The organism is Embleya sp. NPDC020630, assembly GCF_044334985.1.
Taxonomy (GTDB): domain Bacteria; phylum Actinomycetota; class Actinomycetes; order Streptomycetales; family Streptomycetaceae; genus Embleya.
Genome location: NZ_JBIRUB010000005.1, coordinates 310,899 through 327,187, shown reverse-complemented (window position 1 = coordinate 327,187; position 16,289 = coordinate 310,899). Strand labels below are relative to the sequence as shown.

The 16,289-nt window shown below is 71.7% G+C and carries 14 protein-coding genes; 12 read left to right on the top strand and 2 right to left on the bottom strand.

The window, feature by feature from the left end:
- The first annotated feature begins 180 nt into the window (after positions 1 to 180).
- The 7 genes from ACH4XV_RS20250 (at position 181) to ACH4XV_RS20220 (ending at position 8,502) form a co-directional block, all read left to right on the top strand.
- Entirely contained in the window at positions 181 to 861 is a 681-nt protein-coding gene (locus ACH4XV_RS20250; RefSeq protein ID WP_395791610.1) for a spermidine synthase, read from the top strand.
- A gap of 161 nt (positions 862 to 1,022) precedes the next feature.
- Positions 1,023 to 1,508, top strand: a complete 486-nt coding sequence (locus tag ACH4XV_RS20245; protein ID WP_395791608.1) for a nuclear transport factor 2 family protein — start codon at positions 1,023 to 1,025, stop codon at positions 1,506 to 1,508.
- Positions 1,505 to 2,992: an MFS transporter gene (locus ACH4XV_RS20240; protein ID WP_395791606.1), complete on the top strand. Its 1,488-nt coding sequence runs from the start codon at positions 1,505 to 1,507 to the stop codon at positions 2,990 to 2,992. The genes ACH4XV_RS20245 and ACH4XV_RS20240 overlap by 4 nt, the downstream gene beginning before the upstream one ends.
- A 163-nt stretch (positions 2,993 to 3,155) precedes the next feature.
- Positions 3,156 to 4,319, top strand: coding sequence for a sensor histidine kinase (locus ACH4XV_RS20235; protein WP_395791604.1), 1,164 nt, complete (start codon positions 3,156 to 3,158; stop codon positions 4,317 to 4,319).
- On the top strand, positions 4,316 to 4,987 hold the full coding sequence (locus tag ACH4XV_RS20230; RefSeq protein WP_395791602.1) for a response regulator: 672 nt from the start codon (positions 4,316 to 4,318) through the stop codon (positions 4,985 to 4,987). The genes ACH4XV_RS20235 and ACH4XV_RS20230 overlap by 4 nt, the downstream gene beginning before the upstream one ends.
- A 1,797-nt stretch (positions 4,988 to 6,784) precedes the next feature.
- Entirely contained in the window at positions 6,785 to 7,696 is a 912-nt protein-coding gene (locus ACH4XV_RS20225; RefSeq protein WP_395791600.1) for an ABC transporter ATP-binding protein, read from the top strand.
- Positions 7,693 to 8,502, top strand: a complete 810-nt coding sequence (locus ACH4XV_RS20220; RefSeq protein ID WP_395791598.1) for an ABC transporter permease — start codon at positions 7,693 to 7,695, stop codon at positions 8,500 to 8,502. Before ACH4XV_RS20225 ends, ACH4XV_RS20220 begins: the two co-directional genes overlap by 4 nt.
- A gap of 141 nt (positions 8,503 to 8,643) precedes the next feature.
- On the opposite strand, the gene ACH4XV_RS20215 is transcribed toward ACH4XV_RS20220, so the two are convergent.
- Positions 8,644 to 9,405, bottom strand: coding sequence for a DUF4239 domain-containing protein (locus ACH4XV_RS20215; RefSeq protein ID WP_395791596.1), 762 nt, complete (start codon positions 9,403 to 9,405; stop codon positions 8,644 to 8,646).
- 163 nt (positions 9,406 to 9,568) lie between these two features.
- On the opposite strand from ACH4XV_RS20215, the gene ACH4XV_RS20210 reads away from it, so the two are divergent.
- The gene (locus ACH4XV_RS20210) at positions 9,569 to 10,066 is read left to right on the top strand and encodes a hypothetical protein (protein ID WP_395791594.1); all 498 of its coding nucleotides are present in this window, start codon (positions 9,569 to 9,571) and stop codon (positions 10,064 to 10,066) included.
- A 335-nt stretch (positions 10,067 to 10,401) separates the two neighbouring features.
- Here the strand turns inward: ACH4XV_RS20210 and ACH4XV_RS20205 are convergent, their stop codons facing one another.
- Positions 10,402 to 12,084, bottom strand: coding sequence for an amidohydrolase (locus ACH4XV_RS20205; protein WP_395791592.1), 1,683 nt, complete (start codon positions 12,082 to 12,084; stop codon positions 10,402 to 10,404).
- Between the two features lie 210 nt (positions 12,085 to 12,294).
- Between ACH4XV_RS20205 and ACH4XV_RS20200 the strand changes: the two genes are divergently transcribed.
- From ACH4XV_RS20200 to ACH4XV_RS20185, 4 genes are all read left to right on the top strand, one after another.
- Positions 12,295 to 13,266: a FecCD family ABC transporter permease gene (locus tag ACH4XV_RS20200; RefSeq protein ID WP_395792004.1), complete on the top strand. Its 972-nt coding sequence runs from the start codon at positions 12,295 to 12,297 to the stop codon at positions 13,264 to 13,266.
- A complete protein-coding gene (locus ACH4XV_RS20195) occupies positions 13,263 to 14,399 on the top strand; it encodes a FecCD family ABC transporter permease (RefSeq protein WP_395791590.1) in 1,137 nt (378 codons plus the stop codon). The genes ACH4XV_RS20200 and ACH4XV_RS20195 overlap by 4 nt, the downstream gene beginning before the upstream one ends.
- Positions 14,396 to 15,193, top strand: coding sequence for an ABC transporter ATP-binding protein (locus ACH4XV_RS20190; protein ID WP_395791588.1), 798 nt, complete (start codon positions 14,396 to 14,398; stop codon positions 15,191 to 15,193). The genes ACH4XV_RS20195 and ACH4XV_RS20190 overlap by 4 nt, the downstream gene beginning before the upstream one ends.
- Before the next feature lie 77 nt (positions 15,194 to 15,270).
- Positions 15,271 to 16,227, top strand: coding sequence for an ABC transporter substrate-binding protein (locus ACH4XV_RS20185; protein ID WP_395791586.1), 957 nt, complete (start codon positions 15,271 to 15,273; stop codon positions 16,225 to 16,227).
- Positions 16,228 to 16,289 lie beyond the last annotated feature (62 nt).

The following is a 16,289-nucleotide window of genomic DNA, read 5'->3' as shown; positions in this document are numbered from 1 at the left end:
CCGATCGGACCGTACGGACGGTCGTTTCCGGGCTTCGTGATGGCACTGTTACGAGGTGCGGAGAATTGGTGCCGGGAGATACCCGAGGGGTTCGTGAGGCATTCGAAGCGATACGGCGGCAGGGAAAAGGCGACACGACGACACCCGTTCTCCATAAAGCGACAAGGAGTCAGTGAACCGATGCATACGTTCGAGTCGACCACCGGCGCGGAAGAGATCGAACGCGTTCCGGCGGCGGACGGCGAACTCGCCCTGCGTCGCGCGGGCGAGCACTACGAAATCATCAGCAACGGGTGCTTTTTGATGGACACCCGCGCGGGCGCCTCCGAGCGCCTGCTCGCGCGCACCGCGCTCGCGGCCGTGACCGCGCCGGGGGACCTGCGCGTGCTGGTCGGCGGCTTGGGCGTCGGCTTCACCCTGCGCGAGACGCTGGCCGACCCGCGCGTCGCGCACGTGCGCGTGATCGAGCGCGAACCGGCCGTCGTGCGCTGGGGGCGCGGACCGCTGGCGCCGTTCTCCGGCCACGCGCTGGACGACGCGCGGGTACAGGTGGTCACCGCCGACCTGGTGGGCTGGGTGCGCTCCGGGGCCGGCGACGAACGTTTCCACGCGCTGTGCCTGGACATCGACAACGGGCCGGACTGGACGGTCACCGACGGCAACGCCTCGCTCTACGACGACGCCGGACTGGCCGCGCTGCGCGAGCGCTTGGCGCCGGGGGGCGTACTGACGGTGTGGAGCGCGACGGCCTCCCCCGGCTTCGCCGACCGGCTGCGGGAGCACTTCGGGCGGGTGCGGGTGGAGCGGGTGCCGGTCGTTCGGGGCGAGCCGGATGTGGTGTTCGTGGCGCAGGAGGGGTGAGGCGGGCCGGGGGGGTCGGGGGATTCCGGGGGTTCGGGGCCGGCGTACCGCCGTGACGTGGTGCGATGGCGCGGGGAGTGTAACTGACGCAACGTCAGATTAACTTGCGTGTGTCATCCAACTGCTGCCAGCATGCGAACACGGTTGCCGAAAGGGTGGACATGCACGACGACGAGGCGGATTCGCCCGCTGCGCACACGCCGAGCCGACTGCGCGATCGCAGCGAACTCCGCGATGTGGTGCAGACCTACGCACACGGCGCGGACCGCCGCAAGCCCGACCTCGTCGCCTCGATGTTCACCCCCGAGGGCCGGCTGGTGATCCACCGCGACCCCGGATCCACCGAACCCCCCGCGGTACGCGCCGGCCGCGCCGAGATCGCCCGGGCGCTGGCGAGCCTGGACCGCTACCTGGTCACCACCCACCTGATCGCCAATCAGCTGATCACCTTCACCCCCGACGGCGACCACGCCGACGGCGAGACGTACTGCACCGCGCACCACATCTACGAGTCGGACGGCGTGCGCCGCGACCGGGTGATGTCCATCCGCTACCTGGACACGTTCGTGCGCACCGACGAGGGCTGGCGCATCGAGACCCGCACGCTGCACTGTGACTGGGTCGAGGACCGGCCGCTGACGGCATGAGCACCGATCCGAAGGGGGCCGGGCGCACATCGACCAAACGCCACGGCCCGACCACGATCCTGGTCGCCCTGTCCTTCGCCGCGACCACGATGGCGGTCATGCAGACCGTGGTCTCGCCGATCCTGCCCCAACTGCAGAACCGGCTCGGCGTCTCCAGCTCGGCCATCGCCTGGGTGCTCACCGGCAACCTGCTCGCCTCGGCCGTGGCCACCCCGCTGCTCGGCCGGCTCGGCGACCTGCGCGGGCGCAAACGTTTCCTCCTGTACGCGCTGGCCGCGGTCGCGCTCGGCTCGATCCTGGCCGCGTGCACCACCTCCTACGTGATGCTGATCGCCGGGCGCGTGCTCCAGGGCATGGGCGGCGGCGTGGTCCCGCTCGCGCTCAGCGTGGTCCGCGACGAGTTCCCCAAGGAACGCTCCGCCGGCAGCATCGCCACCATCGGCGCCACGATCAGCGTCGGCGCCACCTTCGGCTCGGTCAGCACCGGGCTGATCGCCGACCGCTGGGACTACCACCTGCTGTTCTGGCTCTCCGCGCTGGTCGCGCTGCTGTCCATGGTCATGGTGTGGCGCGTCGTGCCGGACACCGCCGAGCGGCGGCAGGGCCACGTGGACCTGATCGGCGCGCTGACCCTGTCCGGCTGGCTGGCCGCGCTGCTCGCCGCGGTCAGTACGGGCAGCCGATCCGGGTGGGGCGATCCGCTGGTCGTCGGCGGGCTGGCCCTGGCCGTACTGCTGTTCGCCGCCTGGATCGGCTGGGCCCTGCACCACCCCGAACCCCTGGTCGATCTGCGGGTGATGGCCCGCCGTCCGGTCCTGCTGGCCAACCTGTCCGGGATCTTCACGGGTATGGCGATGTACGGCTCGTCGCTGCTGTTCCCGCCGTTCATCCAGGCGCCGCCGGCGCTCGGCTACGGCTTCGGCAAGTCGGTCCTGATCGCGGGCCTGATCATGCTCCCGGGCACCCTCGGCAACCTGGCCGCCGCGCCGGTCGCCGCCCGGATGACCAATCGCCACGGCCCCAAACCGGCGCTGGTCCTGGGGCCGGTGCTCAGCGGCACGGCGTTCGCCCTGCTGTTGCCGCTGCACGGGCACTGGTGGGCGTTCTCGATGGTCGGCGTGCTGTTCGGGTTCGGCCTGGGACTGGCCTTCTCGGCGATGCCGGCGCTGATCAACGAGCACGTGCCGGCGGACATGACCGGGGTGGCCAACGGGATGAACGCGGTGCTGCGCACGGTCGGCGGCGCGACCGGGACGGCGGTACTCGGCGCGATCCTGAGCGCGAGCCCGGCAGGCGCGGCCACGGCCCGGGCGGCGGGCGTCGCCCACGCGCCGGGATTGACGGGCTACCTGGTCTGCTTCGGCATGCTCGGGGCCGGTTGCCTCCTGGCGGCCGTGCTGGCGTGGTCGATCCCGGGGGCGCGGCGGAGCGTAAGCGGGGCGCGGGCGGTGGTGGAGCCGGATCGGGTGGAGGCGGGACGGTAGCGGCCCGACGGCCGGCGAACGACCGACCAAAGTCGATGGCGGCGTCGACTCCCGGTCACTGCCGGAGCACCGACGGCGCTGCCTAGGCTGGAGCGTGATCAAGAGCCGCCTCCGCCGAGCCGCCCCCACCACGGGGGCTCGCACCTCCGTGTCGCGTACCTCAGTGCTCCGCACCCTGGTTCCCGAGCGGACCCGTCGCGAATGGGGCATCGACCTCGGCTACGCGCTCGGCGCGTTCGGACTCGGCGCGATAATCCTCGTGACCGCCATCCAGGAGGACGACCACCCGCCGAACGTCGTGATCGAGACCGTCCTCGGCGGGATCATGCTCGTGGCCATGCTGCTGCAGCGCCGCAACCGGCCGACCGGGCTCGCGGTGACCTGGGTACTCGTGGGCTTCTTCTCCGCCGCGATCACCGGGTCCGCGCCGGTCGTCCTGCTCAGCCTGGCGATCCGGCGACCGTGGCGGGTCACCACGTCCGTCGCCGGCCTGGAAATCGCGCTCGTCTCCGGCACGTTCTGGGTGGGCGCCGAATCGACCCGCTCCTACTGGTCGTCGGTCCTGGCCATGACGCTGCTGGTCAGCACCGCCGTGGCCACCGGGATGCTGATCCGTTCCCAACACGAATTGACCGCGTCCTGGCGCGAGCGGGCCCGGCAGGCCGAGGAGGGCCAGCGGCTGCGCGTGGAGGAGGCCCGCCACCTCGAACGCGAGCGGCTGGCCCGGGAGATGCACGACGTGCTCGCGCATCGGATCTCGCTGCTCGCGATCCACGCGGGCGCGCTGGAGTACCGGGCCGGCGCCTCGCCGGAGGAGGCCCGCGCCGCCGAGGTGATCCGCCAATGCGCGTTCGAGGCGCTGGAGGACCTGCGCGAGGTGATCGGCGTCCTGCGGGCCCACCCCGACGACGACGGCGACGGCGAGCCCGAGCGGCCCCAGCCCGTGCTGAACGACCTGCCCGCGCTGATCGAGGAATCGCGACTGGCCGGCGCGACCGTCGACCTGGACCTGGCCGACCTGCCGTCGGTATCGGGACGCACCGGCCGACACGCGTACCGGATCGTCCAGGAGGGGCTGACCAACGCCCGCAAACACGCCCCCGGCGCCCGGGTCCGGGTCCTCGTCGCCCCCGCCCCCGACGACGGCCTCGCCATCGAGGTGGTCAACCGCCTCCCCCACGGCCACCGCCCCACCGCCATCCCCGGCGCGGGCGCGGGCCTGATCGGCCTGCGCGAACGCGTCGCCCTGGTGGGTGGGCGCCTGGACCACGGCCCCACCACCGACGGCGACTTCAGCCTGCGCGTGTGGCTACCGTTGGCCAAGTGAAAAGCACCGAAGGCTGTGTCCGGGTCCTCGTCGTCGACGACGACGCACTGGTTCGAGCCGGACTGTCCATGATGTTGTCCGGGCTGCCCGACATCCGCGTCGTCGGCGAGGTGTCCGACGGCGCCGACGTACTCGGCGCGGTCGACGAACACCGGCCCGACGTGGTGCTGATGGACATCCGGATGCCCCGCGTGGACGGCCTGGCCGCCACCGCGACCCTACGGGCCCGCCCCGAGGCGCCGGAGGTGATCGTGATGACGACCTTCGACACCGACGACCACATCCTCAAGGCGATGCGGGCCGGCGCCGGCGGCTTCCTGCTCAAACACACCCCGCCCCCGGACATCGTCGAGGCCATCCGCCGCGTCGCAGCCGGCGAACCGATGCTCTCCCCCGACGTGCTGCGCCGCATGATGACCTACGTCGCCACAACGACCATCGACCCCCGCCGAGCCCGAGCCCAATCCGCCCTCGCCCACCTGAGCGACGGCGAACGCGCCGTGGCCACGCTGGTCGGCAAGGGCCACACGAACGCCGAAATCGGCAAGGAACTCTCCATCAGCATCGCCACGGTCAAGGCGTACGTCTCCCGACTACTCACCAAGCTGGACCTCAACAACCGCGTACAGATCGCGCTGCTGGTACACGACGCATCGAACGACACGTAGGGCGGCGGGCGCGGGGTGGCTGGGTGGTCGGGTCGGGTGATTTCCGGCGTGCGTTGCGCTTGTGGTGGCGGGTGGCGGGTGGCGGGTCCGGGGCCGGTCAGAGTCGGTGATGGGCCGCCGCCGGCGTGCGGGCCTCCAAGTCCCGAAGCTCCCGGCGAGACGAGTGTGTTGCTCAGCGGAAAACCGGCCGGCAGCGAGGGAGCGGGTGGATGGTCCGGTCGGGTTCCCCGGGGGCCTTCCCGAGTGGGTCGCGCACCTTCGGCGAGAGTCGCGCTTGTGGTTGCGGAGGGCTGGTCCGGGGCTGGTCGGAGTCGGGCGGTCGGCCGCCGCCGGCGTGCGGGGCTCCAAGGCGGGGGCTCCCGACGAGATAGGTAATTTGGTCGGCGAAACCCGGCCGGCAGCGGGGGAGCGGGTGGGCAACCGGGTTAAGTCGGCCGGGGCGCCTTTCCGACTGGGTCGAGTGCTTTCGGCCGGGGTTGCGTCTTTGGTTGCGGGTGGCCGGTGCGGGGTTGGTCTGAGTCGGTGGTGGGCCGCCGCCGGCGTGCGGGGCTCCGAGACTCGAAGCTCGCGGCGAGATGGGTGTGTTGGTCGGCGAAAACCGGCTGGCAGCGGCGGGGGGCTCGGGTCAGGTCTGTGGGGAGGCGTCCCGGGTGGGTCGGGCAATTTCGATGGGTGGTGGGTGGCGTCGGTTCACGAAACCGGATCCCGTGGGGTGCCGCAGCCTTTGAGTGAGAGAAAACCGCAGGTCAGCGTTGCTGGGAGTGGTTTGCGGGTGTCTCGGGATCCGGTTTCGACCTCCACTGGGCACTTTCGGTCTCCTCGACAGCCTTTGTGAGGGCGCAGTACGCGAAGCCGACCCCCACTGAGCAGTTTCGGCCCCACACCGACGTCGAGGGGTCGGAGCGCGCGAAACCGGCACTCGACGCCCGACCGTGCCCCCCGACCCCGCAAAACCGCAGGTCACCGAAGCGCGAAGCCCGAAACCACGCACCGCGATCCGATTCCGAACCCCAACCTTGTCCAACCGCCCCCAACCACCCCGGCCCACTCGGGAACGCTCCCCGGCGAACTCAACCCGAGCGCCCTCTCCGCCCCCGCTGCCAGCCGGTTTTTCCGCCGACCAACACGCGGTGCCTCGTCGAGAGCTTCGGGACTCGGAGCCCCGCACGCCGGCGGCGGCCCACCACCGACTCAGACCAACCCCGCACCGGCCACCCATGGCGCAACCCAGGCCGAAAGCACTCGACCCAGTCGGAAAGGCACCCCGGCGGGCTCAACCCGGCTGCCCTCCCGCTCCCTCGCTGCCGGCCGGTTTTCGCCGACCAACGCGCCCGCCTCGTCGGAAGCCCCGGGTCTCGGAGCCCCGCACGCCGGCGGCGGCCCACCACCGACTCTGACCAACCCCGGACCGGCCACCCGCAACCAAAAGCGCAACGCCCGCCGGAAACTCCCGACCCACTCGGGGACACCTCCCAGGGCGCTCGACCCGGCCGCCCGCCCAGCCTGCCGCCACCGCTACCGCCGGTGCCCTTCCCCGAGGCAACGCAACCTCTCGCCTGAGAATCCCGCCGCTCGACGCCCGCGCCCCGCTTCAGGCCGCCCTTCGCTCGCGCTCTCGAGGTCCTCTGGTCACGCCCTTCCTTCAGGGCCTCCCCCGCCCCCCGCCCCACCGGCGCAACCGACCGCGCCATCCAGCAGTTTCCGGCGTGTCCTTGGTTGGGTGAGGTGTAGACCAAGGCCGGCGAGTGTGGACCGTTGGGCGCTGTGAGGGCCGTCTTGGGTGGTCAGGCTGGAGGCATGATCAGTGTTGAGCGATTGACCAAGCGCTACGGGGAGCACGTTGCCGTCGATGGGGTTTCCTTTCGGTGTGAGCCGGGGACCGTGACCGGGTTCCTGGGGCCCAACGGGGCGGGGAAGTCCACCACGATGCGGATGATCTGCGGGCTCACGCCGCCGAGCGGCGGGGGCGCGACGATCCACGGTGTCCCGTATCGACAACTGGCCAATCCCGGACGCCACGTCGGCGTGTTGTTGGACGCCAGTGCCCAGCACGCGGGGCGCAGCGGGCGCGAGACGCTCGCCCTGTGTGCCCGCATCCTGGACGTGGACCGGGCCCGCGTCGGCGAACTGCTCGCCCTGGTCGGCCTGTCCGGACCCGCGGCGCGGCGTCGCGTCGGCGGCTATTCGTTCGGGATGCGTCAGCGGCTGGGCGTCGCCCAAGCCCTGCTCGGCGACCCCACCGTCCTGATCCTGGACGAGCCCACCAGCGGCCTGGACCCCGAAGGGGTCTTCCAAATGCGCACCCTGCTACGCGACTTCGCCGACCGCGGCGGCACCGTCCTGCTGTCCTCGCACCAACTGCGCGAGATCGAGGCGATGGCGGATCGCATCGTGATGATCGCCAAGGGCCGTGTCGTGGCCGACGGCACGAAGGGCGAACTCCTCACCGCCCCCGCCGGCACCCTGGTGGCCGCCCTCGACCCCGCCGCGCTGCACGCCGCGCTCACCGCGGCCGGCCTGTCCCACCACCCGACCGCCCCGGCCGACCCGGCCGGCACCTTCCTGGTCGACGCCTCGGCCGAGGCGGTCGGCCGCGCCGCCGCGAGTGCCAGCGTCGTACTGCGCGAACTGCGCCCCGCCGAACACGAAGGACTCGAGGAGATGTTCCTGAGCCGACTCGGCTCCGCCCCGCAGGAGGTCGGGTCGTGACCTTCGTCGCCGCATCCGGTAGCGCACCCGTTACCGCACCCGATACCCCGACCATCGCCGCGCCCGCCGCCGCACCGACGCTCCTCCGGCTGACCGAGGTCGAGCTGCGCAAGACGACCGACACCCGCGCGGGCCGTTGGCTGCTCGCCGTGGTCGCGTTCGCCGCCGTTGCGCTCGTCGTCGTGACCCTGACCGCCGCGCCCCGCGAGGACCGCACCTGGGGGTCGTTCCTCACCTCCTCGCAGGCCGGCGTGGCGGTGTTGTTCCCGGTGGTCGGGATCCTGGCCGTGACCTCCGAATGGTCCCAGCGCACGGCACTGACCACCTTCGCCCTGGTCCCCGATCGACGTCGCGTGCTCGGCGCGAAGGCCGCCGCCGGGGTGATCCTGGCCCTGTTCGGCGTCGTGTTCGGGCTGCTGTGCGCCACGCTGGGTCGGGGGGTCGCCGACTTCACCGACCGAGGCGCCGGAAACTGGTCCATCCCAGGCCCGATGCTCGCCTCGGTGCTGCTCGCCGCGATCCTGAGCATCACCCTGGGTGTGGGGTTCGGCGTGCTGTTCCTCAACGCCCCGCTCGCGATCGTCACCTTCTTCATGGTGCCGAGCGTGTTGGGGATCCTGGCCGGCCTCGTCTCCGCGATGGAGTCCGTCAATCGCTGGGTCAACCCGGGCTCGGCTCTCGACCCGCTCTACGACACCGGTATCAGCGGCGTCGAGTGGGCCAGGCTGGCCACCACGATGGCCATCTGGCTGCTCACTCCACTGGCCATCGGTACCTATCGCGTCATCCATACCGAGGTGCACTGACCCGCCGAACGATCGACGGCCCGCTGAGCAGGTGATCGCGCCGCACGGCGGGTTCGTCGGCGTGGCAGCGGGCCTCGGCGGGGTAGCGGGGCCTTGGCGAATCCAGTGGGCCCGTTATCAGACCCCTTCTCCTCCCCGCCCCTACTTCGCCCCCGGGAACAACGACACGAACGCGTCCGAGGCCGCCGTCATCCCCTGCCCGAAGGGTGCGTCGAGGTCCCAGATCAGGAACAGCAGGAACGCGATCAACGCACTGAACAACCCCGCAACGATCAACTCCGGTGCGGATCTGCGGATCTGCAGCGTGAAGATCATCCCGACGGTGACAATCGCCCCGGTGATCAGGCCGAACCACACCAGCCCCGGCATCGACGTGCCCGCCTGCCCACCCCGCGCCTGCCGCGCGTCGTCCGCGATCGCGACCTGGTCCAGGATCGGCTGGTACATCTGCGTCTCCTGGTCGCCCTGCGGCGCGTAGTCCGTCACCTCGTTGCGTACGGTCTCGAACAGCTGCGAAGCACGCGGGGACAATTCGCCGTGGTCGGCCATATAGCCCCACTCGTTCTTGACCACGTACTTCACATAAGCGTCGATGTCCGCTCGGATCTGATCGCGCACCTGCGGCGGATAGACCCGAACCCGCTCGCTGACCTCGTGCAACGCCTGGGCCTCGTGCCGCACTTCCTCCTCGGCCGCGCTCCGCCCCTCCCACACGGCGGCGATCGCGAGACCGAGCACGATCGCGTAGACGACGCCGATCATCATCGTCATGTATTCGAGCACGTCGGGCGTGGCCGACGGGTCGTCGTCGTCCGGCAACCGCCGCTGCTTGAGCACGACGACGGAGAGGACGACCGCGCACACCGCGACCATCGCGAGTGCCAGTACAACCCAATGCGTCACGGATGACCTCCGGGGCAAAAAAGGCAAGAAATCCAGGGAGTCGGAAGCCGGAGAGGCGGCAAACCCGGCGCCTCAGCCGCGCCCGCCGCCACCGCCACCCGATCCGCGCGCCCCCGCCCGGCCGCGCGGCTTGAGCGCGGCACCGGCCAAAATCGCGGGCGCGGTGATCAGCAACGTCGTGGTGACGAGCGAGTTCCCCCGCACCGGAGGCGGCGCCGGCGCCGGCCGCGCCAACGGCCGCCGCACCGCGATCGGTTGCAGCGGCGGCGGGGCCACCACCGGCGGGGTCGTCGGCGGCGGAGTGGTCGGCGGTGGCGGTGGTGGTGGCGTCGTCCGCACCGGAGGCGGCGTCGCCTTGGGTACGACCACCGCCATCGGCGTCGCGCGCTCCACCGGCGGAGCCGGCGTGCTCCGCACCGGTGTCGGCTTCGTCGGAGGCGGCGTCGGCTTGGGCGTGGTGGGCCTGGGCGCCGTGGGCGTCGGCGACGGCTTGGGGCTTGACGTGGGCCGGCAGGACCCGTTGCGCACCAACCGGAAATCGACCGCGAGCCCGATCCCCCCGGTCGGCGGCCCGGTGGCCGGCGTCACATCGACCCGAACGCTCGCCCCGGGCGACCCACCGATCGAAACGCACACATCCACATGCGCACCGGGCGTATGACCACCGCCGGCACCCGACCCCGACCCCGCCCACGCGACACTCGCCGGAGCGGCCAACAAGGCCCCCGCCCCGACCACGCACCCCCACCGGCGCGCCCGACCCCATGCGCTCATGGGAGCGATCGTCTCGTCAGATCACCGGCTTTGGCCCGAATAGCCCTTCGATTCACTCGAACGGGTCATCCACCGACCAAATATGCACAGCCATCCGAAAGTTACCCAACAACCGGTTGATTTGGGAGCGAGAGCCCCAAGGCCGAAGGGCAGAGTTGGGGGCGCCCCAAGGCAGAAGGGCACAGGTAGGGCGAACTGCTCAGAGAGGCAGGGCAACCCCGCTCAGTACGTCCGCGCCCCCGCCAACCACGTCCCCCGCACCGCGATCTCCCGCAGTGTCATCGGATCCACCCCACGCGGATCCGCGCTCAGCCACACCACATCGGCCGCCGCGCCCACCACGAGACCCCGCCGGTCGTCCGCGAACGCCTGATACGCGACCCCGTCGGTATACGCGTCCAGCGCCTGATCCACCGTCAACCGCTCATGGGGCGCCCAGCCCTGCTCCGGCGCGCCCTCGAACGTCCTTCGGGTGACCGCGACTTGGATGCCCTCCATCGGCCGGTGCGAACTCACCGGCCAGTCGCTGCCGAACGACACCGGCGCACCCGAGTCGAGCAGGCCGCGCATCGGGTATTGCCGTCCGCCTCGCTCGGCGCCCACGCGCGGAATCGACAACTCCACTTGCAGCGGGTCGAGTTGGGCCCACAACGGCTCGAAGTTGGCGATCACCCCGAGCCGGCCGAACCGGCCCAGGTCGGCTGGATCGACGATCTGCACGTGTGCGATCACCGGCCGCCGGTCCCATTCCGGGTTGGCCGACGCGGCGGCCTCGATCGCATCGAGCGCGGCGCGCACCCCCGCGTCGCCGATCGCGTGGATGTGTACCTGGAACCCGTCCGCGTCGAATGCGGCAACCGCCTCGGCCAACGCGGCCGGCGCCCACACCGGCATCCCACAACTGTGCGGCGCATCGCAGTACGGCGTCAGCATCGCCGCCGTGCCGCCCTCGATCACCCCGTCGGCGAAGAACTTCACCGTCCGCGCGGACAACAGCGGCCCGCCCCCGGCCGCCACCGTCGCCCGCGCCGCGACGAACTCGGCCCGCTGCGCGCGCCAACGATCCGGATCGGCCCGGAACGCCAGGTTGGCCCGGAACGCCAACGCCCCACGCCGCGCCGCCTCGACATAGGCCGGCACCATCTCCGGTTCCACCCAGGCGTCCTGAACCCACGTCAGCCCCGCGCTCGCGTACGCCTCGCCGGCCACCCGCAGCGCGTCGACCAGTTCGTCCAACGGCCGGCCCGGCACCCGATCCAGCACCAGGTCGCACGCGTGCCACTCGCGCAGCGTGCCCATCGGCGAGCCGTCCGGGCGCCGTACGATCCGGCCCAGTCGCGGCTCCGGCGTCGCGTCGCCGACCCCGGCCCGGCGCAGCGCCTCGGTGTTGCACCACACCGTGTGATAGTCGTACGCCCGCAACACCACCGGCCGGTCGGCTACCACCGCGTCCAGCCAACGGGCGTCGAACTCGCCGTCCGGGACCAGGGTCGGGTCGTAACTGGCGCCGACGATCCACTCCTCGTCCGGGTGTTCGGCGGCCCAGCACCCCACCTCGGCGGCGATCGCCTCGACACCGGTCAGTCCCTTGATCCGCGGCCCGAAGTGTTCGAGGCCGCCGAAGAGGGGGTGTGCGTGCCCATCCCCGAACGCCGGGAGCAGCAGGCCGTCGCCGAGGTCGACGATCTCGTCGGCGACAGCCGCGAGGGCGAGCGCATCCGCACCCAGCGCAACGACCCGCCCGTCCCGCACCGCCAGCGCATCGGTGTCGCCCGAGCCCGAGCCGGCTCCGACTCCGGAGCCGCAGCCGGACCCCGTGCCCGCGCTCGTATCCGCGCCGGTACCCGCGCTCATATCCGCGCCCGCGCCGGTGCGAATGGTGCCGCGGAACAAGGTCGTCGTCATGACGCCCACTCCTAGGCGTTCACACCGATCGACGCAACCCCCCCGCCCACGATCCGCGCGCACGCGTAGGGCGCAGTCGTCCGGCGACCCTGCGTAAGACCCGCGCCGAACCCGCCCCCCGCCTGGGCCGGACATATTAGGCCAGCCTAACCTGCTCCAGTGAACGTCCTCCCGACGCGGGGTCGAACGACGCGGCGCCGAGCCCTCCTGATGGTCTCGGTGCTGCTCGTGTTGGCCGCCGCGTGTCTGCTCAGCCTCGCCGTGGGCAGTCGCGGCATCGCCCCGAGCGTGGTGCTCGACGCGCTCGTGCACGGCGGCGACTCCACCGACGCCATCGTGGTGAACTCGATGCGGGTGCCGCGTACCGTCGTGGCCCTGCTCGTCGGCGCGTCCCTCGGTATCGCCGGCGCCTGCATGCAGGGGCTGACCCGCAATCCGATCGCCGAGCCCGGGATCCTGGGCATCAGTACCGGCGCCGCCGCCGGCGTGGTGACCGCGATCGCGGTGTTCGGGGTGAGCAGCCTGACCGGCTACGTCTGGTTCGGCTTCGCCGGTGCGCTGTGCACGGGGGTACTGGTGTACGCGGTCGCGGCGCGGGGGCGCGGTGGCGCCACGCCGGTGAAGCTGGCGCTGTCCGGGCAGGCCCTGGCGGCCACGCTCGGCGCGGTGATCACCATGGTGCTGACCACCGATCAGGGCACGCTGGACCAGTACCGGTTCTGGCTGGTCGGCTCGCTGTCCGGGCGTACCGACGAGGTGGCCTGGCAGATGTTGCCGTTCTTCGGCGTGGGCGTGCTCCTAGTGGCGGCCACCGCGCGCGGTCTGGACGCGCTCGCGCTCGGCGACGACGTGGCCAAGGGCCTGGGCCACAAGGTGAACCGGATCCGGGTGCTCGGCGGCCTCGGCGCGACCGTGCTGACCGGCGTCGCGGTGGCCGCGACCGGCCCGATCTCCTTCGTCGGCCTGGCCGTTCCGCACGCCGCCCGGGCCCTGGTGGGCACCGATCACCGGTGGGTGCTGGCCATGTCCGCGCTGCTCGCGCCGATCCTGCTGCTGGTCGCCGACGTGTTGGGGCGGGTCCTGTTCCCGCCCGCGGAGGTCGAGGTGGGCGCGATGACCGCGCTGATCGGCGTACCGATCCTGGTCGCGCTGGTGCGCCGCAAGCCGGTGGTGTCCGGATGAAGCAGCCGAGCACCCAGAGCAGCCGGAGCCGCCAGGAGAATCCGGGCCGCCCGAGCCGCCAATACAACCCCGGCCACCCGAGTCGCCCCGGCCACCCGAGCTACCGCCCCTACGGTCACCTTCTGGTCCGTCGCCCCGGCTTCTCCTTCCTCCTGCATCGCCGTTCCGTCGTGGTGACCAGCATCGTGGCGGTGCTGCTCGCAGCCGGATTCCTGCTCAGCCTCTGTGTGGGCGAGCGCTTCATCCTTCCCGGCGACGTGCTCAAGGTGCTCGTCGGCACCGACGACAGCTTCGTGGTCGAGACGTTGCGGCTGCCGCGCGCCACCGTCGGGCTCCTGGTCGGGTTGTCCTTCGGCATCGCCGGCGCGCTGATCCAGACCGTCGCGCGCAACCCGCTGGCCAGCCCGGACGTGATCGGCGTCTCGCACGGGGCCGCCGCGGCCGTGGTGTTCGGCCTGGTCTTCGGCTACGGCGGGCCCACGGCGACGCCGCTCACCGCCGTGGCCGGCGGCACCATCGCCGCCTTCCTGGTGTACGTGCTGGCCTGGCGTCGCGGGCTGAACGCGCAGCGGTTCGTGCTGATCGGCGTGGGCGTGTCGGTGGCCCTGTACTCGGTCACCAACCTGCTGCTCACCAAGGCCGACATCGCCCTCGCCCAGCAGGCCAAGGTGTGGATGTCGGGCAGCCTGAACGGGCGCGGCTGGTCCCAGGGCGAGCCGCTGTTCTGGGTGTTGCTCGCGCTGACCCCGGCGATCGTGTGGGCCGCGCGAGCGTCGCGGTCGGCCGGGTTCGACGACGACACCGCGATCGCCCTCGGCATCCGGCTCGGTCGGATCCGGCTCGGCCTGGTCGTGGTCGGCGTGTTGCTCGCGTCGGTGGCCACCGGGGCAGCCGGGCCGGTGGACTTCGTCGCCCTGGTGGCGCCGCAGGTGGCCCGCCGGCTGACCCGAACCCCCCAGGTGCCGCTGGTGTGTTCGGCGCTGCTCGGCGCGCTGATCGTGGTGGTCGCGGACATCGGCGCACGAATGCTGATCTCCGACGCCGAGTTGCCGGTGGGCGTGCTCACCGCCGCGGTCGGCGGCCCGTACCTGCTGTGGATGTTGACCCGATCCCGTTCCGGAGGCGCCTCGTGACCACCCATCAGCTCGCCGCCCGGGAGCTCACCCTGGGCTACGAGGACCGGATCGTGGTCCGCGACCTGGACCTGGACGTGCCCGCGGGCAGGGTCACCGTGGTGGTCGGCCCGAACGCCTGTGGCAAATCCACCCTGTTGCGCTCGCTCGGCCGGCTGCTCAAGCCGGTCGGCGGCAGCGTGCTGCTCGACGGCGCGGCGCTTCGCGACCTGCCCACCCGGGAAATCGCCCGGCGGATCGGCGTGTTGCCGCAGAGCCCGGTGCCGCCGGAGGGAATCACCGTCGCCGACCTGGTCGCGCGCGGCCGGCAGCCGTACCAGCGCTGGTGGCAGCAGTGGTCGGACGAGGACGAGGACGTGGTGGCCGACGCGATGCGGCGTACCGACGTGGTCGAACTCGCCGACCGCTACGTGGACGAACTCTCCGGCGGGCAGCGCCAGCGGGTGTGGATCGCGATGGCGCTCGCCCAGGGCACCGGGATCCTGCTGCTCGACGAGCCGACCACGTTCCTCGACATCGCCCACCAGGTGGAGGTGCTCGACCTGGTCCGCGAGCTCAACGTCACGCGCGAGCGCACGGTGGTCGCCGTGCTGCACGACCTCAACCAGGCGTGCCGCTACGCGGATCACCTGATCGCGATGCGCTCCGGCGCGATCGTGGCGCAGGGCGCGCCGGGCGAGATCGTCACGGCCGATCTGGTCGGCGAGGTCTTCGGGCTCGACTGTGTGGTCATCCCCTGCCCGGTGACGGGTGCGCCGATGGTGGTTCCGGGGCAACCCCGAAAGATCGGGTAGCGAACGCGCTTCCCGTTCGGCCCGCCGGTCGTGCGCGATCACGGTCGCCGCCCGCCGCCGTTCTTCGAGGAGTTCCGATGAGATCCGCCTCCCTGTCCCGCGTCGCCGCCGTCTTGGGCGTGGTCACCGCGCTCGTTCTGACCGGGTGCTCCTCCGAGGGCGCCGACGGCGGCAAGGGCACCGAGTCCGGCTCGGCCGACACCCGCGAGGTGCGCACCGCCAAGGGCGTGGTCAAGGTCCCCGTCACGCCGAAGCGTGTGGTCACCCTCGACATGGGCGAGTTGGACACCGCACTCACCCTGGGCGTCAAACCCGTGGGTTCGGTGGTGGGCAGTCCCGGCGCCGGGTTCCCGAGGTATCACGGCGACAAGACGGCGGGGATCAGGGAGGTCGGCGCGATCGGGGCACCCAACCTGGAGGTGATCGCGTCGCTGAAGCCGGATCTGATCCTGGGCAGCATGGTCCGCGACGCCGATCGTTACGACGCGCTGAGCCGGATCGCCCCGGTGGTCTTCTCCGAGCAGGCCGGCACCCAGTGGCGGCAGAACTTCCTGCTCGACGCCGACGCGTTGAACAAGAAGGCCGAGGGCGACCGGGTGGTGGCCGCGTTCACCGCGCGGGCCAAGGCGTTGGGCAGCGCGCAGGGCGACCCGGGCGCGGTGAAGGTGAGCGTGTTGCGCTTCGTCGCGGGCCAGAACCGGCTGTACGGGAAGGCCACGTTCGTCGGCGCCATCCTGAGCGAGATCGGCCTGGGCCGCCCGGCCGCGCAGAACGTCGACACCTTCATGGTCGAGGTGAGCGCCGAGCGGATCGAACAGGCGGACGGCGACGTGATCTTCGTGGCCACATTCGGTCCGAAGGACAGGACCGACCACGACAAGGTCACCGGCGGCCCGCTGTGGAAGACGCTCAGCGCGGTCAAGGCCGGTCGGGCGCACGAGGTGGACGACGAATACTGGATGGTCGGCACCGGCTACACGGCCGCCGACCATGTCCTGACCGATCTGGAACGGCTGCTGCCGAAGCGCGGTTGAGGCCTCGGGCCGTGTCGGGCGTCGACGACCACGATGGTGCGCGCCCCGGCCGACGAGCGTGG

Excerpts from the sequence above, each read along its gene's own strand:
- ACH4XV_RS20250 (WP_395791610.1), top strand. The coding sequence starts at position 181 with ATGCATACGTTCGAGTCGACCACCGGCGCGGAAGAGATCGAACGCGTT.
- ACH4XV_RS20245 (WP_395791608.1), top strand. The coding sequence starts at position 1,023 with ATGCACGACGACGAGGCGGATTCGCCCGCTGCGCACACGCCGAGCCGA.
- ACH4XV_RS20240 (WP_395791606.1), top strand. The coding sequence starts at position 1,505 with ATGAGCACCGATCCGAAGGGGGCCGGGCGCACATCGACCAAACGCCAC.
- ACH4XV_RS20225 (WP_395791600.1), top strand. The coding sequence starts at position 6,785 with ATGATCAGTGTTGAGCGATTGACCAAGCGCTACGGGGAGCACGTTGCC.
- ACH4XV_RS20205 (WP_395791592.1), bottom strand. The coding sequence starts at position 12,084 with ATGACGACGACCTTGTTCCGCGGCACCATTCGCACCGGCGCGGGCGCG.
- ACH4XV_RS20200 (WP_395792004.1), top strand. The coding sequence starts at position 12,295 with ATGGTCTCGGTGCTGCTCGTGTTGGCCGCCGCGTGTCTGCTCAGCCTC.
- ACH4XV_RS20195 (WP_395791590.1), top strand. The coding sequence starts at position 13,263 with ATGAAGCAGCCGAGCACCCAGAGCAGCCGGAGCCGCCAGGAGAATCCG.
- ACH4XV_RS20185 (WP_395791586.1), top strand. The coding sequence starts at position 15,271 with ATGAGATCCGCCTCCCTGTCCCGCGTCGCCGCCGTCTTGGGCGTGGTC.